The sequence below is a fragment of the Sellimonas catena genome, from assembly GCF_027924685.1.
Lineage (GTDB): Bacteria > Bacillota > Clostridia > Lachnospirales > Lachnospiraceae > Sellimonas > Sellimonas catena.
In genome coordinates, this window is record NZ_BSBO01000022.1 from 38,726 (window position 1) to 63,002 (window position 24,277).

Genomic DNA, 24,277 nt, shown 5'->3' on the forward strand with positions numbered 1-24,277 from the left:
AGTTAAATCCTCCGTATCCAATTTACAGCTTCCTTTCTCATCATGCATCTTGACAATTTTATTTTTTCAGCTGCAATGATACCAACAGAAGAAGTTCTTCCATCCTATCTGACTCATTTTCTTCTAGACAAACAAATAAATATTCAAAAAAGATTGCTACCAGTTTTGTATCTGGTAGCAATCTTTACCTTCCTCCTGTCATCTCTTACATAAACAGTTGATTTTCAATCTCTGTCATCAGCCCATCCGCAAAGTAAATATTTTTGATCTTTCCATCTTCAAACAGTACCGTTCCATTCTGTTCAAACGATGCCTCTTCCCGACCAATAGAATACTCCAATTCAGTTACAAATGTATAATAATTTCCCTCCGAGCTTTCTTCCGGCTGGACATCCGCACTTTTAAACGTAACTGTCACATCCCGATCCGCAGCATATACATTCAAATTCGTATAAATCCAGTACGGTATACTTTCAATTCCTTCCTCTGTAAAATATGAACCGTACATTTCTTCCAGTAACTTTTGAAAATCATATACTCCATATGCACCCGGTTCTGTTGTCTCAGAAGAATCCTGCTCTGCCATCTTCGTTGCTTCTTCATAGGCATCCTGCATTTTCTGATTTGGAATTGTAAACAATTTTTCCAGTACCGTAGTTACTACTTCTTTCTCTTTTTGCTCTTCTTCTCCCTTAGAACAACCTGACAAGCTTATTATGACTGCACACAAGGAGAATACCAATATTCTCTTTATAGTTTGGTGATCCATTCCCAAGTTCCTCCAGATTTCCTTTGCATCTATTGTTTCATCAAAACTCTGATTACATAACTGCCAATAATAAATATTGGGATTAAAGAAAGTATAAAGCATATCAGTTCAAAACGGCGGCGAGATTTTTTCCATTCAAAAAACAGATAGATCGAAAAACTGACCGAAGCCATCGTTGATACAAAATTGAGCCAGATTGAAGAAAAATTTTGTTTATACATAAACTCATATACGACTGCAGTAAGGATCACTAGTATCGCCGGGTAATTGATTTTAGATTTTCTTTTCATAATTCACCCCTTGCTGGTGCTGAGTAGATTATTCAACCATCCCTCTACTTATCAAAACGCCTTTTTGTTTTTCAAAAAATATTATATTTTAAAATACACCGGCATCACCTCATTCTCTCTTTTTTCTCTGTTATGTTAGTTATACTTTAATTCATCATTATTGTTTTTTCAATACTCTTTTATTTAATTTATTTTTCTGTTCTTTGATTTATATTCTTTTTGTTTTCAGTTTATTTTTTGCAGAAGATATAACAATATTCCCCCATATCCGCCCATAATCCCCGGATTCAATCTCTCCTGTGGAAGTAATCGGAATTCGTCTATATCCATCCTGTTCTTTTGTTCCTTCCCAAGTACCCGATCTGCGATATCCAGAATCCACAGATTACCTCCTGTTCCATGACACAGACTCCAGCTGTCGCGTTTCCAGTATGTTTCTGTTTTTCGATACGCTCTTTCAATATCGTTTTTCAACCTTTCCTTCCATGCTCTGTCCGTCACACGTTGATAGCACCACAGCCTCGCAAGTAAGATCCCGGCCGCCCCATGGCACCATGCTACGGTATCTTCTCCTTCTTCCTTATCTTTCCTTCGATCGATCCAGTTTCCTCTTTTTTCATCATAAAGGCTCTCTTCATATTCCCGGATCTTTTCTGCCAGGATTTCATACTCCTGTTTCTTCGTAAGTTCCCAAAGTGCAAGAACCGGCATCAAAATTCCTGCGTTTCCATGTGCCATTCCACTGACTGGATTTTCTCCTGTTTCCAATTTCCATCCGATTCCGCAATCCATCTTCACCGCCTGCGGGAGCATAGAGTAGACCGCCTTTTCTGCCTCCTTCACATATCTCTCTTCTCCCGTCTGCTCAAACATCTGAAGGAAGATCCATGCTGCTCCCGCTTTCCCTCCAAGCAGGTCGGCACAAGTATCTTTCGGAACGATTTTTGAAACGATTTCTTCATGTTTTCTGGCATACTGTAAATAAATCGCTTCCTTTGTCAGTTGATACAGTTTTAAATAGGTATAGACGACAGAACTTTCCCCTGTATACGCCCCGGTATTTTGGGACTGTAGATTCTTTAGATCTTCCATCCCCTCATCTGTATATCGAAACAACTGTCTCTGTAACGCTTTCTGAATTCTCTCAATTCTTTCGGATTTTTGTTTTTCCTGCATCACAGTAGTAAGGAGCAGCATCCCGCTTAATCCATCATAAAAGTAAATACCCATCGGACGGATCTGCCACGCACAGCTCCCGGAAGAAGCAAAGCGAAGGACAGGCCAGCTCACCTCGCTCCTCTTCTGATTCCAGAGCGCATAACTGCACAATCTGTCTGACAGCATAGTAATGACCCGATCCAGACTTTCCTTATTCACCGTCCGTTCAAATTCCTCGTCCGCTCTGACTTCGTATATCTGATTCACAAAATGCTCTTTATTCTCCGGAATAAGTTCCATGGATGTACGAATCAGATCACACTGCTTATTCCGGTCCGATTGACCGATCCCTCCCAGACGTTCCAGAATCCGGCTGTATGCTGTCCTTTGAAAAAAGGCTTCCTCACACTTCTCCTCTCCGGCATATAAGCTCTTCTCATCCATTCCACTGGAAAAGCATGGGATGTCTCCCCGCAGCAATGCCCGGATTTCTTCCCGGACAATCCGCTCTTCCCTGTCCCGGCGTCCCTGTCCAATGGAACACAGGAAGATTTCCCGATCCGCTCCATCCATCAGAAGGGACGGGTGATAGGAACTGTTTAACAGCATCGCGTACCGCTGCGTATGCATCAAAACAACCCTGCTTTTGAGTCCTTTCCCTTCTTCCAGAACACTTTGAAAGCTTCTTTTTTCTTTCTCCACTGCCTGATACGCCTCGGAAAATCCTCTAAGAAGATCGTCCACATATGCCGTGATCGTTTCCTCTTTTCCTTTCATCCATGCAAGATTCCTGCCTGCGGAAGTAACTCCCTCCCGGTAGGTGATATACATGTTGGAAGTCTCTTCTTCCGCCACCGCCGGAATCTGAAATGGAAGCTTTTGACCTTTCTTGCTGTGAATGGCGCTCCCGTCAATTCCCTCTCCCTCTTTGTTCCACACATAAAAAGGCAGGATTCCTGTTCCAATCACCGATTCCCGGATCCAGGAATAAATTGCATCCTCCGCTGACTCTGCCTGTATCTCTTTCCCCGGTCGTGCCAATGCTTCCAGATCCACAATCACCGGATATGCTCCACAGGCAATCAGATTTTCCGCATGGATATCACTCGTTCCAAGGAGATAGGAGAGAAAGAGCTGTTCTCCCAGTCGTCTGTAATACTGACGGATCTCCTGCTCCGATTCACAGCTTTGATATTCCACGATTTCACACCAGCTATGGTCGCGGCAGGACAGGATTCTATAATGATACTGGCTTGAACCCGTCCTTTCACTGATCCACCCCAGAAGCCTTGTGAAAAACTGTTCATTCTCCATAGAACGAGGTTTTAAAAGTAGCTTTTTCCCGTTTTCCAGACATATTTTCAGTACTTCTTTCCCACCGTTATGAAGATCCGATAGTCCCGATTCTATCCCTGTGATCCTGCCCTGAGTTCCCCCGTCAAAAAAGAGTTCCCCGATTTTATCAGAATCTTCCCGGAACCATTGCACTACCTGTACATAGTACTGGATCTGACACTCTATACGCTCCCGGATACATCGAATCAGAACCGGATAGGTGGCTGCGATATAATAGAAAAACTCTTTTCTTCCACATATTCTGCAAAAGTCCTGATACTCCTCTTTCGAGTCCGCTCCCTTTAGCATTCCCCTTTGCTTGTAACCATGCATTTCCGCAATCAAAGTGCGAAGTGCCATATTTTGCAGACGGACCGCCAGTTCATTCCCAAAATCTTCATATACGCCCGAAGTGATCTGCTCTTTCCCGGTATGTAACTGACGTTTGAATTCCTCTATTCCTGTTATCAAAAAAGGCTGGTAAAATTCTGCAAAAAACAGCTTCGTATCTCCAATCTTTCTTCGTATCTCCTTTGATGGATCATTCCATTCCCTATATTCCACACGCAAACTTCCCGTGTAAGTCCCTTCTTTTCGCTCAAATCTTTGATCTTCCAGATATGCCTGAAAGTCAGGATGTCGCTTTTGAAGTTCCGACACCAAAGCTTCTCCTAAAAGCTGCTCCCAGTATTGCTTTTTCTTTTCATTGGCTGGTTTCTTCTGGTCTTTTCTATACTCTCTCTCCCACAAATACGTATCTTTCATAAGCTCCTCCGAAAAAAGCAGGATGCTCGCATGAACATCCTGCTCTTAAAATAATTAGCAACATAAGATTGTTAAAAAGGTATCTCCAGCCGGATTAGTAAAACGCTCTACTGCTTCTTCCAATTCCAGATCTTGCATCCCGTTTATTTCTTTTAATTCGCTTTTTAAGTCTCCGGCAGTATACAAATACACTTCTTGATTCATATTTCGTTTCTCTCCTCTAATCTCCAAAATGTAATGGTTACTATAAATTCACTTTCACGTATCTGATAAGAAAAGTCTCCTTCGTATTTACGGACAATCTTCTGTACACTTTTGATCCCATACCCATGCAGTTGATGATTTTGTTTATTCGTAATCAATTTTCCCTCTTGTTCTGCCGGTCTGTCTTTGATACTGTTGGAAATGGTAAGATAAAGCATCCCTGATTTTCGTGTGATCTGTATCGCAACCCACCGCCTGTCATCCTCGATTTTCTCACAGGCTTCGATGGCATTGTCCAAAAGATTACTGAATAAGGTGCAGATTTCCATATCTGAAAAAGGCAGTCCTACGATTCGATCCGCCTGGACACGAACTTCGATCCCCTTTGACTCTGCTTTTGTCTTTTTCTGTTCCAGAAGGGTATCCAAAATTCCAACTTGAGTCCACACCGTCTTCTTTTGTACCAAAATGTCATCCGACAACTCGTTGAGATATGACATTAGCGAATCCCATTGTTTCTCCTGTCCATACTCACGCAAAATCAGCAGATGATGCTTCATGTCATGGGTCTGTATTCTGTTCTTTTCCATCATGATTTTCATATCTTTCATATGATTTTCGGATAGTATTTCCATTTCCAACAGCATTTTGTTTTCTGTTTTCAACAGTTGAAAACGATGAAAAAACATGAAAACTCCTGCTGTTAACACACTCACAAATACCATCGAAACTGCCGCACCCCATCCTTGTGCCTTTCTGGCATCTATTGCCATATTCATCATTATGACCCAATATATCCTCAAAAGTCCTAAAAACATAGCACAAAGGAGTGCAAGCTTCTTTCTGTCCCCTTTTAAAACCAAACCGTTTTCTTCCCATTTTGCCAAAAGCAGAGCTACACCTGCTCTTGGTATCAAAAACAACGCACATTGCACCATGGACTGCGAAAACTTATATATCTCTTCCCAAAATTGTTTTCCGATCATTTCCATGCTGATAAATCCGCAGAAAAAATCCAGCAAAGCAAGAATCGTATAATATAGAATAATGATTTCTATTTTAATTAACATATTCTTTCTCTCTACAATCCAGGCACAGAATAGCGTAATTGAAATAACGAATACAAACATGGTAATAGAGAAAAAAAGGAGCTTACGATTAATCCCTAAAATGATGCCTGCCCCCAGAATATTCCCCCAGATCAGCACCTTTTGCCATTTCCGCAGATGCTCCTTCTCCAATACCGTCCGGTATAAGACCTGATAGCACATCCACACCTCACAGATGGAAAGCAGAATCAGTACTATTCCATGAATTTGTCGTCCCATTTCTGTTCCCTCCAGTAAGCTTCAATCTGTTTCTTCGTTGCATCGATCCGGTACTGGTTCAGTTCAAGTTCGTAGTCTTTCTCCATGTAGATCGTATTGTCCTGGATTCCCTGGACATTGCGGAGGTTGATAATATTACTTCGATCTGCAAGGAAAAATTCATTACTGTCCAGTTCTTTCATCAATTCGCTCAAAGAAATCCGCTCTTTGAAGTTCCCGTGGAAAGTCACATATTCTGCATATTTTCCCATCTTTTTCTTATGGACTGCAATCATCTCACTGAAAAAGACTTTCTGTTCCTTTTCTTCCGGTTCATCCTGACGTTTCAGCATCCGAAAATCATTTTTCTCCGCACCCAGCCGGCGCATAAGTTTTTCCAGAATACGCGGCAGCCGCTCATCCATCGTTTCTTTCAGAATATACTGATCTGCCTCGATCTCATAGCTTTCCAGCGCAAATTCCGTATGGGATGTCAGAAATACAAGTCCCCGGTTCGGATATGTTTTTCGCAGAATCCTTCCAAATTCAAGTCCGGTCATACCGTCTCCAAGTTCGATATCCACAAAAAAGAGATCCCCTTCCTCTCCGTATTCCTGTGTCTTCGCATACTCCAGAAATGCTTCTCCGGATGAGAAAACCAGAAGTTGTGTGTTCAGAAATGCGTCCGCTGTTTCTTTGATTTTGTTCCGGATCATATCCTGCATTTGTTTATCGTCATCTACAATTACAATTTTCAGCATGTGTCTCCTCCTTCAGCAGAAGATAGTATTGATTATTGTTGACATCGTGGAAAATTGCTTCTCCATCCTGTATCTGCAGGCGGAAAGTATGCTCCCACAGTCCGTCTTCCCCGTCTCCGGCAATCTTTCTTCCGCAGTGATAAAGGGAAATCCCCTCCTCCTGTTCCGTCACTTTCCGGATGATATCATCCACCGCATCACTGATTCTCATAGAATGCCGGGCCGGATTCCATCGTCCAAGCAGACGGTTGACTCTTGTTTTGTTGACGACGATCTTTTCGCAGAAATGTCTCCGAAACTCCTTTCTCACCTCCCTGTCCGCTTCCAGCAGGCCGAAGATCTCTTCCGCCTCATCTTTTACATCGTCGTATGAAAAGCCAAGCTCTCCATACGCTTCCATGTGGCAGAGCGCTTTCTTGAGATCTTCTTTCTCTTTCAAACGCTCATACCGATCCCTCAGCCACTGAATACTCTCTAATAAGATTTTCCTGCACTGAAGTGCGTCCGTTTTGTAAAATTTTGAGACCGCAAGTTTGATTCCTTCGACTTCTACTTTGGCAAATTTCATTTTTTCTCCCTGCGCCCTCAACTTAACTATCTTTTCGTCCTGATGAAATTGTACTACATTTCTCACTAATTTTCGCCCTACTGGCCATGAAATCATCATTTTTGTCCTCGAATTCTCCGATTTTCCCTTTTCCTTTTTGTATTTCTACGCTTGCAAAATGTATTGAAAAGGCGGAAGATCTGCTCTTCCGCCCTGCTTTCTTTGATTCTGTTTTGTTTTCTTAGCCGTTAATCATGAAGGATACGAGTTTGTCGATATCTTCCTTTTCATAGGCAATGATTTCCAGTTCCGGAATCTCGCCGTTGGAAAAGATATTTGCCAGAGATACATACTGAGACAGTTTTGATTTGAGATTCAGTCTGTCACCCTCTCCTGTTACCAGTTCCACCTTTCCTTTACAGCTGTCCACTACTTCAAAAAATTTGTCAATGTCCGTAATGTTCTGTACTTTCATCTGCGTTTCTCCTTTCTTTTTCCTGTTTGTTTCTTATATGATTTATTTGCCTGCAAGGACAATGTCCTTTTCCCTGATTTCAATCTTTTTCTCTTTCAAGAGGCGTCCCACCGCCCGTTTGAATTCGTTTTTGCTCATCTCAAATTCCTTGCGGATCGTTTCCGGCGCCGCCTTATCCGTAAATGGAATCCGGCCGCCATGTTTTTCCATGTAGTCCATCAGTTTTGCCGCGTCTACATCCATCTGGATGAATGCTTTTTCCCGCACGCTTAAATCCAGTTTTCCGTTGTCTTTGACTGCAGATACTCTGGCACGGATCGTCTCGCCTACCCGGTAGGAATGGTACACTTCCCGTTTCGGGATCAGGGCAGAGTATTTTCCGTCTACCGCCACGAAGACACCGAAGCGGTCACTGAGTTCGTAGACAATTCCTTCCACCATATCGTCTTTCTGGTACGGGGAATCGCAGGACAGCTTTTCGTAGACTTTCATGGTCGCGCACAGGCGGGAGCTTTTGTCAATGTAAAGGCTTACCAGAACGTGATCGCCCTTTTTCACCGGTCCGGTCTGCTCCCTGAATGGAAGGAAGAGATCCTTTTCCAGTCCCCAGTCGAGGAATGCGCCGTTCTTTCCGGTATCGATCACTTCCAGCACCGCCAGTTCTCCGAGGGTGAGCTTCGGCTCATTTGTCGTTGCAATGAGACGGTCTCTGGAATCTTTGTATAAAAAGACTTCCACAGGATCTCCCAGCTCTGCCCCTTTCGGTACCTGTTTTTTCGGAAGAAGGACATGCTCCTCTTCCGTTCCCAGATATACTCCGAAGTCTACCTGCTTTTCAATCGTCAATACTTGCTTTTCGCCCAATTTCATCGTTCTGTTCTCCTTTATGCTTTAGCTCCACAACCGCATACGGCTTTCCATTCTCATCCCCAAGCAATACTGTCGAAATACCGTCCTGTATCTTGTATGAAGGATAAAGAATGTCCCCGTAAACCGCTGATTTCTTATATTCTACCCGCAGGCCGGAAAAGTCCGGCTCCATCCCGTTTTCTTCCAGAAGTTCCACCGCCATCTGCACATACTGGCAGTTGTTGACGTGATGGTTCGTGTCAATATGATACTTCCTGACTTTGATCGGAGACGTTTTGACTCCTCCTTCCGGCATCGGCACTTTCCGGGATGCATATTCCATCGGATACGGCTCTTCCATCCCGTAACGGCTGATCTCCTCTTCGGAAGGCCGGGTCGGACGTCCGGATGCCAGATCCATGTAAACCCAGATTGAGTTGGCATACGCCGTGACTTCTCCATTTTGATCCTTCATGACAAAGTTCCGGTCACCGAAGAATCCGTGGAATCCGGTCGGCCAGGTGCAGGTCCGGATTTCTTCTCCAAGTTTTGGATAGCGCAGGATTTCTACCTGCCAGGAAGAAAGCACCCATGCTTTTTTCTGTTCTTCGAGATACTTCGTTCCTACGCCAAGATCCTCCGACTGAAAGATGCTTGCGTCCTGGAACGAATTGATTATGCCCGGAAGTGTCATGCATCCGTTGTCCGACACTTCACTGAGCCGTACTCTTGATTTCACCTCGTACATATCATCCCTCTTTTACTTTTCTTTTGATTCTGCCACATAGCTTTTTTCCATCGTAATTACGCATTGATACCGCTCGTCCAGATGACGGATTTTCTCCATCACCAGATGAAGCAGTGTATTTTCCTCTTCTTTATCATACCCGTGGGGCATCACCATGTCAAAGATCAGATTGATCTGATGTTCGCCCGGCACCATACGGAAGTCATGAATGCTTGCTTCCGGATCGGTCTCGGCCACAATGTGTTCCACCTTTTCCCGGATCTGAAGTACATCCTGATCTTTTGTCTCGATCGGATCCATGTGGATCAGAAGATAGATACCCAGATATTTTCTGGCATCCCGCTCGATCCGGTCGATGATCTCGTGGGAAACTTCGATATTGACGTCATTTGGCACTTCCGCATGGATGGACGCCATGCTCCGTCCCGGTCCGTAATTATGTACCAGAAGATCGTGTGTCCCGACAATGCCGTCGTAGGATTCTACAAACTTTGTGATTTCATCAAAGGTTTCCTGGGGAACCGCTTCCCCGATTAATGGTTCCAGTGTATCTTTCGCGATTCCTACTCCGGCCCACATGACAACGAGCGCCACGCCGATTCCGACGAAACCGTCGATATTGATCCCTGTCACACGGAAAAACAGCACTGAGAGGATTGTCGCCGTTGTCGTTGTCACATCTCCCATGGCATCGGCTGCTGTGGCCAGCATGACTTTGGAATCAATCTTTTTTCCGAGTTTCCGGTTAAACGCGGCCATCCACAGCTTGACCCCGATGGACAGGATCAGTATAACAACCGAGATGGTATTGAAGCTTAAAATTTCCGGATTCCGGATTCTCCCGACGGCGTCTTTCAGAAAGGTGAATCCTACTTCCAGCACAATAAATGCCACAACAAGCGCCGCGATATACTCGATCCGCCCATGTCCGAAGGGATGTTCCTCATCGGCGGGCTTTTCCGCCATCTTGACCCCGACGAGACCGATGATCGATGATCCGGCATCGGAAAGATTGTTGAATGCGTCTGCCGTAACGGAAATACTGTGAAGTATAATTCCCACGGCTCCTTTTACAAGAAAGAGAAAGACATTGCAGAGGATACCCACCACACTTGCCAGTACTCCGTAGGCTGTCCGCACCGCAACCGTCTCTGTCTGTTCGTAGTTTTTTACAAACCGTCTTACTAAAAATTCTGTCATTCCTTTTCCCTTTCGTCTTTTGTCCTGAAGTACTTTTTCTTTATGATCCGAAGAAGAACCATTTGATTTTGAATTTTGATGTCGCTGTCACCATCTCATATTCCTCTTCTGTCAGGACATGTTCCAGCTGCTTTTTCCCTTTTTCCGGGACGACCGCATGGACGCTGTCGATAAAGCAAAGGCTCGGATACAGAACACACCACCAGTTGTGCCCTTTTGCTTCCCCGATCTGGATCCGGAGCGCTTCATACGTTCCGGCCGGAAAGGTGATATCCCCGTAGGTCTTTTCCGGGAAGACTGTCCACTCAAGGGATGCCCAGACCGGATAGGAATATCCTTCCTTCTGGATGGTCTCTTCGGCAAGTGCTTCGATCTGCGGAAGGTGGGAGCGGATAAATGCTTTTGTCTGTGCAAGGCTTTTTGTATCCATCTCTTCTTCCATCCAGGAGACAACCGTATCCTTTACTTTCATTTTCAGGTTCTGGTCCTCTTTGCTGTCGCTGTTTGCAAGCACATGGAAGCGCAGCACTTCCTCTGCCATGTGCTCCTGTGTTTTCTCTACTTTTGCGCTGACTGTCTCCGTGCGCCAGACACACGCAGTCAGCATCAGCGAAATCATGACAGCTAACGCTGCCATGATGAGATTTCTTCGTTTTTCCATGATCCATGTCCCTCCCGTTGTTTCCATTACTAACGGGAGTATTGCCGGATCTGGTTGATTTATTCTGCTTTTTCCGGATTTTTATTCCGGCGGATCGTCTCAAGCACGGTTCTTGCCTGCTTGTCGATGTGTACGCCGATTTTTTCTTCCGCCTGCTCTTTTGCGCCTGCTTCCAGATAGGTGATCAGCTCTTTGTGTTCTTTTGAGATCTGCGGATGGAATTCCCGGTGCTTTAAGTATTCCACCCGGTACCGGTACATCTGCTCTCCCAGATTGTTCAGAAGCTGGATCAGTCTCTGGTTTTCTGTAGAGTTGTAAATGATGTCGTGGAAGTGGACGTCTGCCTCGGCAGTCCTTGTCACATCATCAGATGTCAGCGACCGGTCAAACTCTTCCGCCGCCTTTTTGAGCTCTTCAATCTGCTCCTTTGTGATCCGCTCGCAGCTCAGGCTGACCGCAAGCACTTCCAGCGCCCGTCTGACTTCCAGCACGTCCCGCATGCTTTTCTCCGTGATTTCCGCCACTTCTGCTCCTCTTCGCGGAATCATCAGTACCAGCCCTTCCAGCTCCAGCTTCCGGATCGCCTCACGGATCGGTGTACGACTCACGCCCAGCTTTTTCGCAAGCTGGACTTCCATCAACCGTTCTCCCGGCTTTAACTCTCCTCTCAAAATCGCCTGGCGGAGTGTATTGAACACCACGTCGCGCAGCGGAAGATACTCATTCATTTCTGCTCCAAAATCTGCTTCCATCAATCGTTCCTCCTGTTCTTTCGTACATTGTGAATGGTTGTTGTGTAAATCTGTCTTGCAAATCCCTTCTGTCGAATCTGTTCCGCTGTTTTCTTTGCCATACTGCGTTCCCTGAACAGGCCGAATACGGTAGGTCCACTTCCGCTCATCATGGCGTTCATGGCTCCGCCGCGAAGCATCTCTTCTTTGATCTGCGTGATCACCGGGTACTGTTTCTCTGTCACACTCTCCAGGACATTTCCCATCGAGCCGGCCACACGGGTGACGTCTTTTGCCCGAAGTCCTTCGATGATTCCGTCAATGTCCGGATGATCCACGATGGCAGAAGAATCCAGCTTTTCGTAGACCATCTTTGTGGAGACGCTGATGGGCGGTTTTGCAATGAGAACGTGGCATTTTGGCATGGCCGGAAGGCGGGTAAGCTTTTCCCCGATTCCTTCTGCCAGAGCCGTTCCCCGCATGATACAGTACGGGACATCCGCGCCAAGTGTGACCCCGCGCTCCATCAGTTCTTTTTCACTTAATTTCCATCCGAAAAGCCGGTTCATCCCGAAGAGCACGGCGGCGGCGTCCGCGCTTCCGCCTGCCATCCCTGCCGCCACCGGAATGTGCTTTTTCAACGTGATGGAAACTCCGTGCTTTTCTCCAAATTCATCCAGCAGAATCTTTGCTGCACGAAACGCAATGTTGCTTTCATCCGTCGGCAAAAAAACGAGATTGGATGCAACGGTAATGCCAGGCTCTTTCCGCTTTTCCAGCGTGACCTCATCATACAGGTAGACGGTCTGCATGATCATCCTGACATCGTGATATCCGTTTTCTCTTCTTCCAAGTACATCGAGCCCCAGATTAATCTTTCCAAGTGCTTTTAACTGAATTCGTTCCATCCAATCTCTCCTTAGTTTATCCTCTTTTCTCTCCTGCCCTTTTCTTCCTGTTCCGGATCTTATAAAAGATTCTATATATATAGAAGAAACGGACAATATGTATTTTGTATACATTTTCTTATAGTATACTCAAATTTTCCTTAAAAATCAATATCCTCTCACCTGGACGCAGTCCTTTTTCCTTCTCGATTCCATTGACCTCACAGATGCTCTCTTCGGTCGTTCCGAACCGCTTGGCAAGGGAGAACAGATCATCTCCGTCTTTGACTGCATACCCTACAATACCCGGTCTCTTTGCCAGTTCTTCCATCGAGCGTTCTTCCATGGTAATGCCTTTGATATTTTCGATTTCCACCGGTTTCCTTACCAGCGCCCGGAAGCAGACGGCAGCCTTAATCTCCGCTTTCCCCTGTCCCAGAAGGTTGACTGTCAGCTGTTCGATGCAGCCGTTTAAGGAACAGCGGATATCCGGATACATTTCATTGCATTCCAGCATACAGGAAAACGGGACCATGCCCTGCCAGGTGTCAAACGGAATATCATCATCCGGCTTGACATACAAAAATCCGATGTGGAGGATTCCTTCTACCTGAATTCCTTCTTCTTTCGCTTCCGTCCGGACAATTTCAAGGCTGCCCGACGTATGGCAGATCTGAAAAATATTGTCTTTGAGTTCCGGCAGGGAAAGGGTCTCGCTGACACTGCATTTCAGGTGGTTCTGCATCACCATCTGCTCATATTCATCCTTCTCCTTTTCAGCTGTCAGATTGCAGCTTAAAGAATACAGATCCTGAAGGATTTCCACTTCTTCCTCCTCGAAAACGGAAGCTTTCACTTCCAGCGATGCCTCAATGCCGACAATCCGCATTTCTCCGTCCTCATCCAGCCGCACTTCCGCGTTTTCGTCGGTAAAAGCGCTGTCGATCTGGTGGAACATTGTCTCGTCTGCTCCCGGGCACGGAATTCTGCCCTCAAAGCGTACCGGCTCCTCGATCCAGTTCAATGTCTCATCCGGCGTCTCATAAAAGGCAAAAACAAGCAGCTCCCCTTCCACGATCAGTCCGTCCTGTATCAGTTTCGTATCCAGCCGCTGCGGTTTGATATCCGTCCACAGCAGGGAGGCAATATTTTCTTTCCCTTTCGGAAGGTGGATTTCCTCTTTGATCCGGTATGTATCACGGATGGAAGTCAGCATCTTCAGAATCTTCCGGGTCTCCTTTTTCTTACAGCACCGGTCGACGCCGTCCACGTCTATCGTCAATTCGCCTTCCTCTCCGGCTTCCGGAACCAGCACCATCTCCGCCATGGTCCGGATATTGAGCTTTCTGGAATGGATCATCACCGCCGTCACATCTGTTCTGGTGCTTCGGATCAGCCAGTCTCCCCGTTCCTCTTCTGTGTAAACCATCTCTTCAAACGGGAACTGTCCGGAGATTTCTGCCATCTTTTCATCCGCCTCATCGGTGACATAGAGAATTTTGAACATCAGCTTTCCATGGATTTTCACATAATGATCCACCTTTCGGATTTCCTCGATCCGCAGCGTTCCTTCGCTTTGCATGACTTTTTTGATATCCTTTTTGTTGTCCGGCACATTGTAGTCTTCATCAATCAGAAACTGGTCTGTCACCGGCTTTCCGCTCCATTGTTTCATAATCTGTTTTTTTACCAACTCCATAGGGAACCTCCTCATTCTTCAAAGACAACATGTCTGTCCTGATAATCCAGTTTCACGACAAGATAAGGCCATGTGTGTTTTTCGATGACCTGTTCCTTTTCTCCCGGTCCTTTCAGCTCCGTGCGGATATGGACGGCGTTTTCGGTCTCGTAAAGTTCTTTTACCTCAATGCTGTATCCGCTGCTCTCCTTTTTTCCATACCCTCTGACAAGGTACATCTGTCCCTGGTCCGTATACGTCAGCTTCATCGGTTCGTCCTTTTTCTCTTCGATTTGAGTCTTTAATTCCTCCGGTATGTCTTCCTTTTCCAGGACCGTAAAGTCCAGCTCCTGCTTTTTCGTTCCTCCCAGGTCCGTGACAGAGCATCCGGACATGCATAAAATCAGGAAGACTGCAGTACAGGAGAAGATGATTTTTCGGAAATTTCCTACTTTTTTGCTCATTCCATGCGATCCTGCAGTTTCTCTTTATCATCTTACACAAACTTCCCATAAAAAATACCAAATCTTGATTTCTTTTCGCGCATTTTTATAGTATAATAGTGTTACTTTGTAAGTACGTCTTTTTTCGACATACTGTCTATTAAATTTTATGGAAAGGAGCGTATCCCCATGATTCGCTTTATCTGTATTGTCATTTATCTGGTTGTCTATCTGATTCTTTCCATACCGGTCTTTTTCGTGGAATGGCTGATCGGAAAGAAAAACCGGCAGATGCGCGATCTTTCTTCCCTGCGGATTGTGCAGTGGGGTTTTAAATGTATCCTGAAAATCGCGGGCGTAGATGCTACGGTGATCGGACTTGAGAATATTCCGGATGAGCCGGTCCTGTTTGTGGGAAATCACAGAAGTTATTTCGATATTCTGCTGACCTATTCCAGATGCCCGCGGCTCACCGGATATGTTGCCAAAAAGGAGATGGAGAGGATTCCTCTTCTCTCCACCTGGATGAAGTATGTATACTGCCTGTTTCTGGACCGCGAAGATCCGAAGCAGGGCATGAAAACGATTCTTCAGGCGATTGACTATGTAAAGAGCGGGATTTCCATCTGTATTTTCCCGGAAGGAACGAGAAATACCGGAGAAGAGTTAAGTCTTCTTCCTTTTAAAGAGGGGTCCTTTAAGATTGCGGAAAAGGCGGGATGTGCGATTGTCCCGATCAGTTTGAATAATACCGCTCAGATTTTTGAAGCCCATCTTCCGTTTGTCCGGAAGACTCATGTGGTCGTAGAGTACGGGAAGCCGGTATATCCGAAAGATCTGGACAAGGAGACAAGAAAACATCTCGCGCCGTATTTTGAAGCGATTATTAAGGAAACGATTGAGAAAAACGCGGATATGGTATAAGGCAACAGTTAAGGGGAGACAGCGGCCCTATGAGTCACTGTCTCCCCTTTATCGTTCTGTTCTTTTAAAGATCCGCAAATTTTTTGAAACATTCCTGTATCTTCTGATACTTCTCCCATGGCACACTTCTGAGTATGTTCTGCCGTTCCACAAACTGCTCTGCAGCAGTCCTAACTGAAAAAAATACATCAAATTTTGCCTTAGTAATATATCTTCGTTTATTTAAATATCTTTTTTTCGGATCTACGGATTCTACAAACTGATTGCTTTGACAGATCAATTGAGCGTCATATGGATCGTTTTCAGCAATCGCTTTCAAAAGAAATGTTTCCATCGCTCCCGTTTCCTCAAACGGAATTACCAGTAATAATATATCCACCGTAATTTCCTTTTTCTGTCCGTTTTGCATATGACAATGAATCCATTCATTATTCTTTATCTCTTGCTGAGTTTGTACATGTCGCTCAGACATCATGTCTCTAATCTTAGTACAGAATTCTGCCTCCGTATCGACCTCATCCCGATCCGTCAGAATCACAATTTTATTATATTCTTCTTCATCGGCAGCCAGACTGTTTAGTTCCAGCATATATCCAAACTTTTCCAAAATCCGACTGGCTCCTCCGCTTCCTCCTATGCACAATAATCGCTCTTCTTTTTTGAGAACACGAAATGTTTTAAATTTTTTACTTATGAGGAAACTCTCCCGGGTGTCCTCCCACTGATATGTGTTTCTCATAAAGTACTGGATCAGAACGGAATCCGTTGAGCCTTCGCAGATTAACATACTTTTCATTTATCTCAACTCCAATCCCATTTCGTCCTGTACTTCCAACGCTTTATTTCCGGAAAGCCGCCTAACTGTGATTTTATCCTTCTTTCTGTAAAGAGTATATACTGCTGTACGACTTCTCACTTTTTCAGAACATTTTAAAACTTTATCAATCGCTTCTTTGCTGTGTGACGTTAAAAACACCTGTACATTCAGTTTAAGACAAGTTTCCAAAATCCATCGAAATGTTCTGCTCATAGCTGATGTATGAATTGCAGTTTCAAATTCATCCAGAAGCAAAATCCCGTCTTGCGCCTTTAAAACTGCACTCATCAGCAAAACTGCTTTTTTCATTCCATCGCCATATACATTCAATGGCAAAGCTTCCTGATACGACTTTGACAAGATTTTATAGATACCTTTTCCATAATTATGATTCCCTTTATCATAATTAATGCTGATAATATTTTCATCATAATCTTTTAATATCTCTAACATTTCTTCATAAAGATTCGGATATTTTAGAATATCTGTAAGATATATATCTGCATCCGTATGACTGGATGGCGCAATATAGACTATATTATGTTTTTGCTTTCCTTCTGTTCCAACGGAAGCGGTATCTAAACGTCTTTGCCCCTCATACACCCAGCCTTTTGCCACGGTCGAATCATTGATTCGGATACAAAGCTCCATCTTTCCCACTCTCTGAAGCATTTCTTCTGAATCGCTTGGGGCATAATTGACAATTTCTCTTACTTGATTATACTCAGATTCGGTCATCTCTTCGTCTATAATCCGTGCATCAACTCGTATTCTTTCTTTTACAACATGTTTTGATATAGAGTCCTGGCTTTTAATAGTGTATTCGATACTCTTATCTTTTTCATTGATATTAAATAGGTCATAGAATCCTTCATAAAAAGAATATGCCGACGCTGACGATCCCTTTCTTAACAATGTCCCCCACATTTTGAGGCTTTCTGGATTACTGTAACTTTCTATGACTTCGAGTACACTTGTTTTTCCAGAATTATTATCCCCTGTCAGAATATTAATACTGGAAAGCTGATCTAATTGTAATGAAGAAATTCCTCTGAACGATTGAATGTCCAGACTATTAATATATGTCATTCGCCTTTCTTCCTCTCTGCCCACTACATTCTCTCACCTTACCTGGTCATTTTTCAAAAAGGCCTCAATGCCGATGACTGCCTCTTCTTCGTCGTCACCCTCTGCAGTGATCTCGATCTCCATTCCCTTTGATGGTCGGAAAGCCATCATCCCCATAATACTCTTTGCGTTGATATGCATATCGCCGCTCTTTAACATAATCCTGCTCTGGAACTGGCATGCAATACGAACCAGTTCTGCGCCCGGTGCCTCATATCTGCTTTCGATATCTGCTGCTATCACTTTTCGTGTGGTCATATTGACTCCTCCTTCCATCTGGAAATGTTCTTTTTTTAAGCTTATTATATACCAGTTCCCCGGGGCTTTCAATTTGAAGTTGCGGATTTTTTCTTTCCCTTTGCCCGGATGAGTGCTATAATGTTTCCAGTATTATGCTGAAAAAAAGGCCGTACACTCTTTTGTGCGGCAAAAAAGGAGTGTGTCCTATGTTGGAACGTAATTTGACATTATTGACAGATTTGTATGAACTGACAATGATGCAGGGATATTTTAAGGAGAAGGATCACGACAAAGTCGTTGTATTTGACGTCTTTTACCGTGCCAACCCTTGTAATAATGGCTATTCCATTGCAGCCGGGCTGGATCAGGTGATCGAGTATATCAAGGGGCTGCATTTTTCGTATGAAGCAGTGGATTATTTAAGAAGCCTGCACATTTTTGATGAAGATTTCCTTCATTATTTAAGTGGATATCATTTCAGCGGTGATATCTACGCAATTCCGGAAGGAAGTGTGATTTTCCCAAGAGAACCGATTATCAAAGTCGTTGCCCCGATTATGGAGGCCCAACTGGTGGAGACGGCGATTTTGAATATCGTAAACCACCAGTCTCTGATTGCTACCAAGACTGCCCGTGTTGTCTACGCGGCAAACGGCGGCGGCATCATGGAGTTCGGCCTTCGCCGTGCCCAGGGGCCGGATGCCGGACTTTACGGGGCGAGAGCTGCCATGATCGGCGGCTGCGTCGGTACATCCAATGTTCTGGCCGGACAGATGTTTGATGTTCCGGTGATGGGAACCCATGCCCACAGCTGGATCATGAGTTTTCCAAGTGAATACGAAGCATTTAAGGCGTACGCCCGGATGTATCCTGATTCCTGTACTCTGCTTGTGGACACATATGACACCTTAAAATCCGGTGTACCGAACGCGATCCGTGTGTTCAGTGAGATGCGGGAAGAGGGAATCCAGTCGAAAAGCTTCGGAATCCGTCTTGACAGCGGCGACCTTGCATATCTTTCTAAGAAGGCACGTAAGATGCTGGATGACGCAGGATTCCCGGAGGCGAAGATTTCCGCTTCCAATGATCTGGATGAATATCTGATCCACGATCTGAAGCAGCAGGGAGCAGCCATCGACGTCTGGGGTGTGGGCACTCACCTGATCACGTCCAAGGACTGCCCGTCCTTTGGCGGCGTCTACAAGCTGGCGGCTATTCAGGATGAAAACGGCACGTTTGTTCCGAAGATCAAGCTGTCCGAGAATACGGAAAAGATTACCAATCCGGGCAACAAGACGATCTACCGGATCTACGAGAAGGAAAGCGGCAAGATCAAGGCAGACCTGATCTGTTTTGCAGATGAGACTTTCGATGAAAATGACGATCTGCTTCTGTTCGACCCGATCGAAACATGGAAAAAGACGAAGTTAAAAGGCGGAACTTACACGATGCGTGAAATGCTCGTTCCGGTTTTCATCAACGGAGAATGCGTATACCAGTCTCCGACCGTGATGGAGATTGCGGACTACTGCCGCCAGGAAAAAGATACACTGTGGGATGAGACAAAGCGTCTCTTCTACCCGCACAATGTCTATGTCGATTTATCTGACCGGCTGTATCAGGTGAAGAAGGAACTGCTCGATCAGATGAGTATGGATAATTTATAAGGAGGATTTGATTATGAGAATTATTGTATTAGCAGGAGGACTTAGCACCGAGCGTGACGTTTCTTTAAGCTCCGGTGCGGGGATCTGCCGTACCTTACGCGAGAAAGGCCACGACGCTTTTCTTCTGGATCCGTTCCTCGGGCTTCCGGATGCCGGGGATGATCTGGAAGCGGTTTTCAAAAGACCGGACGCAGGTCTTGGAATCGCATCCGGAATCCGCTCCACAGAGCCGGATCTGGAAGCGGTAAAGGCATCCAGAGAAGACAAATCAGACTGCTTTTTCGGCGCCAATGTCATCGAACTTTGCCGGCTTGCAGACATCGTATTTATGGGACTTCACGGAGACGTAGGAGAAAACGGAAAACTCCAGGCATCCTTTGATGTCCTCGGCATCCGTTATACCGGCCCAAGTTCCCTTGGCTGCGCCCTTTCCATGGATAAAGAAATTACGAAGGTGATCTTCGAGGCAAACCAGATTCCGACTCCAAAGGGAACCTGGATGAAAAAATCTGCTTCGGATCATTCCCTTGCTTCCACCGGACTTTCTCTCCCGCTCGTGGTAAAACCATGCTCCGGAGGTTCCAGCATCGGCGTTTATTTCGCCCACACAGAGGAAGAATTTGACCAGGCTGTCCGGGAATCCTTCCGCTATGAAGACGAGATTATTATTGAGGAGTATATTAAAGGAAGAGAACTTGCCTGCGGCGTCATCGACGGGAAAGCCCTTCCGGTCATCGAAATCTGTCCGAAAAACGGCTGGTTTGACTATGCGAACAAATATCAGGACGGCATGACAGAAGAGATCTGCCCTGCCCGGATTCCGGAGGAAACAGCACTTCGGATTCAGAATATTGCGGAGAAGGCATTCAAGGCGCTCAAACTGGACGTGTATGCCCGTGCCGATTTCCTTCTGACTGAAGACGGCAGCATTTACTGTCTGGAATACAACAGTCTGCCTGGAATGACAGCCGCAAGCCTTCTTCCAAAAGAAGCAAAAGCGGCCGGAATCGAATTCGGCGATCTCTGCGAACTGCTGATTGAAAAATCCATGGATGCCCGTTACCGCGGGTAATTACCAAAGACAGGAGAACACATATGAAAGGATTATCACTGGCAGCTATTGCCTCCGCCTGCGGCGGTACCTGCTACGGACCGGAAGAGCTTCTCAGCCGGGAGATTACCGGCGTGGCAATTGACAGCCGCAAGATTGAAGAAGGATTTCTCTTCGTTCCAATCAAAGGTGCGCGCGTAGACGGACATGATTTTATAGAACAGGTTATGGAGAAAGGAGCACTGTGCTCCTTATCCGAACATTCCCTGGGAGACGTCCCGTACCCGTATATTGTTGTAGAGTCCACCGAACAGGCGCTCAAAGATCTGGCCCGCTATTACCGCAGCCGGCTGAATCTGAAAGTGATCGGCATTACGGGAAGCGTTGGCAAGACCAGCACCAAAGAGCTGATCGCCTCTGTTCTGGCGCAGAAATATCACGTACTGAAAACAGAAGGAAATTATAATAATGAGATCGGTCTTCCGCTGACCATTTTCCGGCTGACCGAAGAAGATGAAATCGCGGTTCTCGAAATGGGAATCGACCATTTCGGAGAAATGCACCGTCTGGCGGATATTGCAAGGCCGGATGTCTGTGTCATCACCAATATCGGATACGCACATCTGGAAAGTCTCGGTTCCCGTGAGGGAATCCTCAAAGCAAAGACTGAAATGTTCGATCACCTGCAGGATGAGTTCTGTGTTGTTTTAAATGGAGATGATGATATGCTGCGCACGGTCTCTGATGTGCGCGGGCAGAAACCGGTATTTTTCGGCATCGATTCTGCCGCTCCGGTTTTCGCATCCCACATTGAAAACAGAGGACTCAAGGGAACACTCTGCACAATCCAGCTTCCGGCATGCGGCGATTTCCCGGAGGCAACGATTCAGGCCGACATCCCGATTCCAGGAAAACACATGGTCTACAACGCTCTCGCAGGAGCTTACATCGGCCGCCTCTTCGGACTCTCAGCCGAGGAAATCGAATCCGGTATCCGGGCTCTCCAGCCGGTATCCGGACGGAATCACCAGATTGAGACCGATACTCTGACCATTCTGGACGACTGCTACAATGCCAATCCGGCATCCATGCGGGCATCCCTCGATGTCCTCGCCATGGCTTTGGGACGCCGCACTGCGGTTATGGGGGACATGAAAGAATTAGGCAAAGACGAAGACCGCCTTCATTTTGAAACCGGAGAATACGCTGCCCGCAAAGGCATCGACCAGATCATCTGCATCGGACCTCTGGCCGAACACATGTATCAGGGTGCCAAAAATATTGCCTCCGGCAATACCGTACTCTACTATCCAGACAAAGAACGCTTTTTAAACGACGTCTCTTCTTTATTTCAAAAGGGGGATACCGTCCTTGTAAAAGCTTCCAATTCCATGAAATTCTCTCAGATTGTGGAAACATTAAAAGAATTCGGCTGTAATGGATACTGCCACACAGGCAACAGCACGGAAAAAGGAGAAACATTATGATGGATTACCAGATCCTCGCCCTGGATCTTGACGGCACACTGACCAACTCAAAAAAAGAGATCACGCCCCAGACAAAAGAGGCACTGATCTGGATACAGGAAAACGGAATCAAAGTAGTACTTGCAAGCGGACGCCCAACAACCGGCGTCCTTCCCCTTGCAAAAGAACTGCAGCTGGAACGCTTTGGAAGCTACATTCTCTCCTTCAACGGCGGACGCATCACCGACTGCCGGAGCCGGGAGATCATCTACAACAGACACCTTCCAAAAAACATTGCTGCACCTCTGTTTGAAATCGTCAGACACTTTGATGTCGACATTGTAGGATATTCCGAGAAGGCCATACTGTCCGGGCTCCACACGAACCAGTACACCGAACTGGAATCCCGGATCAACGGGCTCCCGGTCCGCCATATCGAACCATTTACCGAACATATCGAGGCAGACAACAACAAATTCCTCATCACAGGAGAACCAGATGAAATCGCCCGTGTAAAAGACAAGCTCATCCCGCACTTTCACGGACTGCTCAACATCTACTGCTCCGACCCGTTCTTCCTCGAAATCATGCCGCAGAACATCGATAAGGCACACTCCCTTGAGAAACTCCTCTCAAGCATCGGGCTGACCACCGACCAGATGATCTGCTGCGGAGACGGCTACAACGACATCACCATGATCCAGTCCGCAGGACTCGGCGTCGCCATGGCAAACGCACAGCCCGCCGTCAAAGAAGCCGCCGACTTCATCACACTCTCAAACGACGACGACGGTATCCTCTACGTCATCGGGGACGTGTTCCGATGCTTCGGAACCTGTCCCCAATGAATTTTTCATGAAAATGCCCGCCAGCCCTTGATTTTACTGGGCTGGAAGGCATTTTTTGTATTTTGGGGACGTGTTCCGGTGAATCGGAACACGTCCCCAAAAATTATTCAAACATCTGGGCTGCGTCTTTGAGGAGTTGGCGGATCTGGAGGTGTTGTGGGCAGGCTTTTTCGCATTTGCCGCACTGGATGCAGGCGGATGCTTTTCCTTTTTCTTTTGTGATGGTCTGGTAGTCTTCTTTGCTTTTTTCGTTTTCGTACTGGATTTTGTCGTTGACGCAGTTGAAGATTTCCGGGATCGGGATCTGTTTTGGGCATCCGTCGGTGCAGTACCGGCATGTGGTGCAGGAGATCATTTTCTGTGCGTTGAAGATCTCTGCTGCCGTTTTGACTGCGTCCTGTTCTTCGGGTGTGAGTGGCTGGAACCGGGTCATGAAGCTTAAGTTATCGTTCATCTGTTCCATGTCGCTCATACCGGAGAGTACCATCATGACATTGTCAAAGCCTGCTGCGAAGCGGATGGCGTAGCTTGCGTTTGTTCCGCCGTGGAGTGCGTCGAGTGTGTCCTGTGCTTTTTTCGGCAGGCGGATGAGTTTTCCTCCTTTGACCGGTTCCATGACGATGACCGGCTTTCCGTGTTTCCGGCAGACGTCATAGCAGGCTTTGCTCTGTACTTCTTCATCAAGGTAGTCTGCATAGTTGAACTGGAGCTGTACGACTTCCAGTTCCGGATGGTCGGTGAGAATCCGATCCAGTACTTCGGCGCTGTCGTGGAAGGAGATTCCGACGTGGCGGACTTTTCCTTCTTCTTTTAATCTCTGAGCTGTTTCATAGGCGTGGCATTTCTGGAATTTTTTATAATTTTCTGCGTTCTGTGCGTGCATCAGGTAGAAATCGAAGTAGGACACGCCGCACGCTTCCAGCTGGCTTTCAAAGAATGGGCGGATATCTTCTTCTGTCTCGAAGTATGGTTCTGTCAGTTTGTCTGTCAAGATAAAGCTTTCTCTTGAGTACCGTTTTACAAGGCATTCCCGGATGGCTGTCTCGCTTTTTCCTTTTAAGTAGCCTCTGGCCGTGTCAAAATAATTGAATCCGGCTTCCAGGAAAGTATCTACCATCCTGGTAAATTCCTTCCGGTTTACTTCTTCGCCGTCCATTGGAAGGCGCATGCATCCGAATCCAAAATTCTTTTTTACATTTTCAAATCTGTTGCTCATGTTGTCTTCACCGCTTTCTTTTTTCTTCTCCTTTTATTGTAATCCAATCTTTCATCCCAGGCAATCATTTCTCGCACACAAAAGCTCCGCCTGCGGGAGAAGGAATCCCGCC

Annotated in this window: 24 protein-coding genes; 5 read left to right on the top strand and 19 right to left on the bottom strand. The window is 45.9% G+C overall.

The window, feature by feature from the left end; translation table 11 throughout:
• Window positions 1–205 precede the first annotated feature (205 nt).
• From Selli1_RS11065 to Selli1_RS11135, 15 genes are all read right to left on the bottom strand, one after another.
• Complete coding sequence (locus Selli1_RS11065) at window positions 206–709, bottom strand: hypothetical protein (protein ID WP_191437147.1); 504 nt, start codon at window positions 707–709, stop codon at window positions 206–208.
• 575 nt (window positions 710–1,284) lie between these two features.
• A complete protein-coding gene (locus Selli1_RS11070) occupies window positions 1,285–4,317 on the bottom strand; it encodes a type 2 lanthipeptide synthetase LanM family protein (protein WP_087167099.1) in 3,033 nt (1,010 codons plus the stop codon).
• A 54-nt stretch (window positions 4,318–4,371) separates the two neighbouring features.
• Complete coding sequence (locus Selli1_RS11075) at window positions 4,372–4,521, bottom strand: hypothetical protein (RefSeq protein ID WP_162610124.1); 150 nt, start codon at window positions 4,519–4,521, stop codon at window positions 4,372–4,374.
• A complete protein-coding gene (locus tag Selli1_RS11080; RefSeq protein ID WP_281844404.1) occupies window positions 4,518–5,849 on the bottom strand; it encodes a sensor histidine kinase in 1,332 nt (443 codons plus the stop codon). Before Selli1_RS11080 ends, Selli1_RS11075 begins: the two co-directional genes overlap by 4 nt.
• Window positions 5,825–6,589 (bottom strand): LytR/AlgR family response regulator transcription factor, encoded by a 765-nt coding sequence (locus Selli1_RS11085; RefSeq protein ID WP_191435509.1) that lies wholly within the window; start codon window positions 6,587–6,589, stop codon window positions 5,825–5,827. The genes Selli1_RS11080 and Selli1_RS11085 overlap by 25 nt, the downstream gene beginning before the upstream one ends.
• The gene (locus tag Selli1_RS11090) at window positions 6,564–7,157 is read right to left on the bottom strand and encodes a hypothetical protein (RefSeq protein WP_281873025.1); all 594 of its coding nucleotides are present in this window, start codon (window positions 7,155–7,157) and stop codon (window positions 6,564–6,566) included. The genes Selli1_RS11085 and Selli1_RS11090 overlap by 26 nt, the downstream gene beginning before the upstream one ends.
• A 220-nt stretch (window positions 7,158–7,377) precedes the next feature.
• Window positions 7,378–7,611 carry a polya polymerase gene (locus Selli1_RS11095; protein ID WP_087167095.1) on the bottom strand — a complete coding sequence of 78 codons (234 nt, stop codon included), beginning with the start codon at window positions 7,609–7,611 and terminating at the stop codon, window positions 7,378–7,380.
• Between the two features lie 42 nt (window positions 7,612–7,653).
• Window positions 7,654–8,481 carry a CvfB family protein gene (locus Selli1_RS11100; protein WP_191435513.1) on the bottom strand — a complete coding sequence of 276 codons (828 nt, stop codon included), beginning with the start codon at window positions 8,479–8,481 and terminating at the stop codon, window positions 7,654–7,656.
• A complete protein-coding gene (locus Selli1_RS11105) occupies window positions 8,447–9,208 on the bottom strand; it encodes an acyl-[acyl-carrier-protein] thioesterase (protein ID WP_087253702.1) in 762 nt (253 codons plus the stop codon). Before Selli1_RS11105 ends, Selli1_RS11100 begins: the two co-directional genes overlap by 35 nt.
• Window positions 9,209–9,220: 12 nt before the next feature.
• A complete protein-coding gene (locus tag Selli1_RS11110; protein ID WP_281873027.1) occupies window positions 9,221–10,408 on the bottom strand; it encodes a cation diffusion facilitator family transporter in 1,188 nt (395 codons plus the stop codon).
• A 40-nt stretch (window positions 10,409–10,448) separates the two neighbouring features.
• Window positions 10,449–11,069, bottom strand: coding sequence for a stage II sporulation protein R (spoIIR, locus tag Selli1_RS11115; protein WP_281873028.1), 621 nt, complete (start codon window positions 11,067–11,069; stop codon window positions 10,449–10,451).
• Window positions 11,070–11,128: 59 nt separating this feature from the next.
• On the bottom strand, window positions 11,129–11,821 hold the full coding sequence (locus Selli1_RS11120; protein ID WP_087167090.1) for a GntR family transcriptional regulator: 693 nt from the start codon (window positions 11,819–11,821) through the stop codon (window positions 11,129–11,131).
• On the bottom strand, window positions 11,821–12,708 hold the full coding sequence (ispE, locus tag Selli1_RS11125) for a 4-(cytidine 5'-diphospho)-2-C-methyl-D-erythritol kinase (RefSeq protein ID WP_087167089.1): 888 nt from the start codon (window positions 12,706–12,708) through the stop codon (window positions 11,821–11,823). The genes Selli1_RS11120 and ispE overlap by 1 nt, the downstream gene beginning before the upstream one ends.
• Before the next feature lie 118 nt (window positions 12,709–12,826).
• On the bottom strand, window positions 12,827–14,386 hold the full coding sequence (locus Selli1_RS11130) for a DUF3794 and LysM peptidoglycan-binding domain-containing protein (RefSeq protein ID WP_087167088.1): 1,560 nt from the start codon (window positions 14,384–14,386) through the stop codon (window positions 12,827–12,829).
• Between the two features lie 11 nt (window positions 14,387–14,397).
• Window positions 14,398–14,829, bottom strand: a complete 432-nt coding sequence (locus Selli1_RS11135; protein ID WP_281873029.1) for a protease complex subunit PrcB family protein — start codon at window positions 14,827–14,829, stop codon at window positions 14,398–14,400.
• Window positions 14,830–14,997: 168 nt separating this feature from the next.
• Between Selli1_RS11135 and Selli1_RS11140 the strand changes: the two genes are divergently transcribed.
• Window positions 14,998–15,732, top strand: coding sequence for a lysophospholipid acyltransferase family protein (locus Selli1_RS11140; protein WP_281873030.1), 735 nt, complete (start codon window positions 14,998–15,000; stop codon window positions 15,730–15,732).
• A 64-nt stretch (window positions 15,733–15,796) separates the two neighbouring features.
• On the opposite strand, the gene Selli1_RS11145 is transcribed toward Selli1_RS11140, so the two are convergent.
• Genes Selli1_RS11145 through Selli1_RS11155 form a run of 3 tightly spaced genes read right to left on the bottom strand, consistent with a single transcriptional unit; the run spans window position 15,797 to window position 17,935 of the window.
• Window positions 15,797–16,528: a DUF3226 domain-containing protein gene (locus tag Selli1_RS11145; RefSeq protein ID WP_087167085.1), complete on the bottom strand. Its 732-nt coding sequence runs from the start codon at window positions 16,526–16,528 to the stop codon at window positions 15,797–15,799.
• Window positions 16,529–17,638 carry an AAA family ATPase gene (locus Selli1_RS11150; RefSeq protein ID WP_087167084.1) on the bottom strand — a complete coding sequence of 370 codons (1,110 nt, stop codon included), beginning with the start codon at window positions 17,636–17,638 and terminating at the stop codon, window positions 16,529–16,531.
• A 33-nt stretch (window positions 17,639–17,671) separates the two neighbouring features.
• Window positions 17,672–17,935 carry an HPr family phosphocarrier protein gene (locus Selli1_RS11155; protein ID WP_087167083.1) on the bottom strand — a complete coding sequence of 88 codons (264 nt, stop codon included), beginning with the start codon at window positions 17,933–17,935 and terminating at the stop codon, window positions 17,672–17,674.
• Window positions 17,936–18,123: 188 nt separating this feature from the next.
• Between Selli1_RS11155 and Selli1_RS11160 the strand changes: the two genes are divergently transcribed.
• The 4 genes from Selli1_RS11160 to Selli1_RS11175 are packed head-to-tail and all read left to right on the top strand — an operon-like array spanning window position 18,124 to window position 22,949.
• Window positions 18,124–19,584: a nicotinate phosphoribosyltransferase gene (locus tag Selli1_RS11160; RefSeq protein WP_281873031.1), complete on the top strand. Its 1,461-nt coding sequence runs from the start codon at window positions 18,124–18,126 to the stop codon at window positions 19,582–19,584.
• Window positions 19,585–19,597: 13 nt separating this feature from the next.
• A complete protein-coding gene (locus Selli1_RS11165; protein ID WP_281873033.1) occupies window positions 19,598–20,656 on the top strand; it encodes a D-alanine--D-alanine ligase family protein in 1,059 nt (352 codons plus the stop codon).
• 23 nt (window positions 20,657–20,679) lie between these two features.
• Entirely contained in the window at window positions 20,680–22,122 is a 1,443-nt protein-coding gene (locus Selli1_RS11170) for a UDP-N-acetylmuramoyl-tripeptide--D-alanyl-D-alanine ligase (protein WP_281873034.1), read from the top strand.
• Window positions 22,122–22,949 (top strand): Cof-type HAD-IIB family hydrolase, encoded by an 828-nt coding sequence (locus tag Selli1_RS11175; protein ID WP_281873036.1) that lies wholly within the window; start codon window positions 22,122–22,124, stop codon window positions 22,947–22,949. The genes Selli1_RS11170 and Selli1_RS11175 overlap by 1 nt, the downstream gene beginning before the upstream one ends.
• A gap of 103 nt (window positions 22,950–23,052) precedes the next feature.
• Here Selli1_RS11175 and Selli1_RS11180 read toward each other — a convergent pair whose 3' ends face one another.
• Window positions 23,053–24,165 (bottom strand): aldo/keto reductase, encoded by a 1,113-nt coding sequence (locus Selli1_RS11180; RefSeq protein WP_281873035.1) that lies wholly within the window; start codon window positions 24,163–24,165, stop codon window positions 23,053–23,055.
• Between the last annotated feature and the right edge of the window lie 112 nt (window positions 24,166–24,277).

What these genes read in the sequence shown, in the direction of transcription:
- Selli1_RS11070 (WP_087167099.1), bottom strand. Translation starts at nt 4,317, where the DNA reads ATGAAAGATACGTATTTGTGGGAGAGAGAGTATAGAAAAGACCAGAAG.
- Selli1_RS11075 (WP_162610124.1), bottom strand. Translation starts at nt 4,521, where the DNA reads ATGAATCAAGAAGTGTATTTGTATACTGCCGGAGACTTAAAAAGCGAA.
- Selli1_RS11080 (WP_281844404.1), bottom strand. Translation starts at nt 5,849, where the DNA reads ATGGGACGACAAATTCATGGAATAGTACTGATTCTGCTTTCCATCTGT.
- Selli1_RS11085 (WP_191435509.1), bottom strand. Translation starts at nt 6,589, where the DNA reads ATGCTGAAAATTGTAATTGTAGATGACGATAAACAAATGCAGGATATG.
- Selli1_RS11090 (WP_281873025.1), bottom strand. Translation starts at nt 7,157, where the DNA reads ATGAAATTTGCCAAAGTAGAAGTCGAAGGAATCAAACTTGCGGTCTCA.
- Selli1_RS11095 (WP_087167095.1), bottom strand. Translation starts at nt 7,611, where the DNA reads ATGAAAGTACAGAACATTACGGACATTGACAAATTTTTTGAAGTAGTG.
- Selli1_RS11100 (WP_191435513.1), bottom strand. Translation starts at nt 8,481, where the DNA reads ATGAAATTGGGCGAAAAGCAAGTATTGACGATTGAAAAGCAGGTAGAC.
- Selli1_RS11105 (WP_087253702.1), bottom strand. Translation starts at nt 9,208, where the DNA reads ATGTACGAGGTGAAATCAAGAGTACGGCTCAGTGAAGTGTCGGACAAC.
- Selli1_RS11110 (WP_281873027.1), bottom strand. Translation starts at nt 10,408, where the DNA reads ATGACAGAATTTTTAGTAAGACGGTTTGTAAAAAACTACGAACAGACA.
- spoIIR (WP_281873028.1), bottom strand. Translation starts at nt 11,069, where the DNA reads ATGGAAAAACGAAGAAATCTCATCATGGCAGCGTTAGCTGTCATGATT.
- Selli1_RS11120 (WP_087167090.1), bottom strand. Translation starts at nt 11,821, where the DNA reads ATGGAAGCAGATTTTGGAGCAGAAATGAATGAGTATCTTCCGCTGCGC.
- ispE (WP_087167089.1), bottom strand. Translation starts at nt 12,708, where the DNA reads ATGGAACGAATTCAGTTAAAAGCACTTGGAAAGATTAATCTGGGGCTC.
- Selli1_RS11130 (WP_087167088.1), bottom strand. Translation starts at nt 14,386, where the DNA reads ATGGAGTTGGTAAAAAAACAGATTATGAAACAATGGAGCGGAAAGCCG.
- Selli1_RS11135 (WP_281873029.1), bottom strand. Translation starts at nt 14,829, where the DNA reads ATGAGCAAAAAAGTAGGAAATTTCCGAAAAATCATCTTCTCCTGTACT.
- Selli1_RS11140 (WP_281873030.1), top strand. Translation starts at nt 14,998, where the DNA reads ATGATTCGCTTTATCTGTATTGTCATTTATCTGGTTGTCTATCTGATT.
- Selli1_RS11145 (WP_087167085.1), bottom strand. Translation starts at nt 16,528, where the DNA reads ATGAAAAGTATGTTAATCTGCGAAGGCTCAACGGATTCCGTTCTGATC.
- Selli1_RS11150 (WP_087167084.1), bottom strand. Translation starts at nt 17,638, where the DNA reads ATGACATATATTAATAGTCTGGACATTCAATCGTTCAGAGGAATTTCT.
- Selli1_RS11155 (WP_087167083.1), bottom strand. Translation starts at nt 17,935, where the DNA reads ATGACCACACGAAAAGTGATAGCAGCAGATATCGAAAGCAGATATGAG.
- Selli1_RS11160 (WP_281873031.1), top strand. Translation starts at nt 18,124, where the DNA reads ATGTTGGAACGTAATTTGACATTATTGACAGATTTGTATGAACTGACA.
- Selli1_RS11165 (WP_281873033.1), top strand. Translation starts at nt 19,598, where the DNA reads ATGAGAATTATTGTATTAGCAGGAGGACTTAGCACCGAGCGTGACGTT.
- Selli1_RS11170 (WP_281873034.1), top strand. Translation starts at nt 20,680, where the DNA reads ATGAAAGGATTATCACTGGCAGCTATTGCCTCCGCCTGCGGCGGTACC.
- Selli1_RS11175 (WP_281873036.1), top strand. Translation starts at nt 22,122, where the DNA reads ATGGATTACCAGATCCTCGCCCTGGATCTTGACGGCACACTGACCAAC.
- Selli1_RS11180 (WP_281873035.1), bottom strand. Translation starts at nt 24,165, where the DNA reads ATGAGCAACAGATTTGAAAATGTAAAAAAGAATTTTGGATTCGGATGC.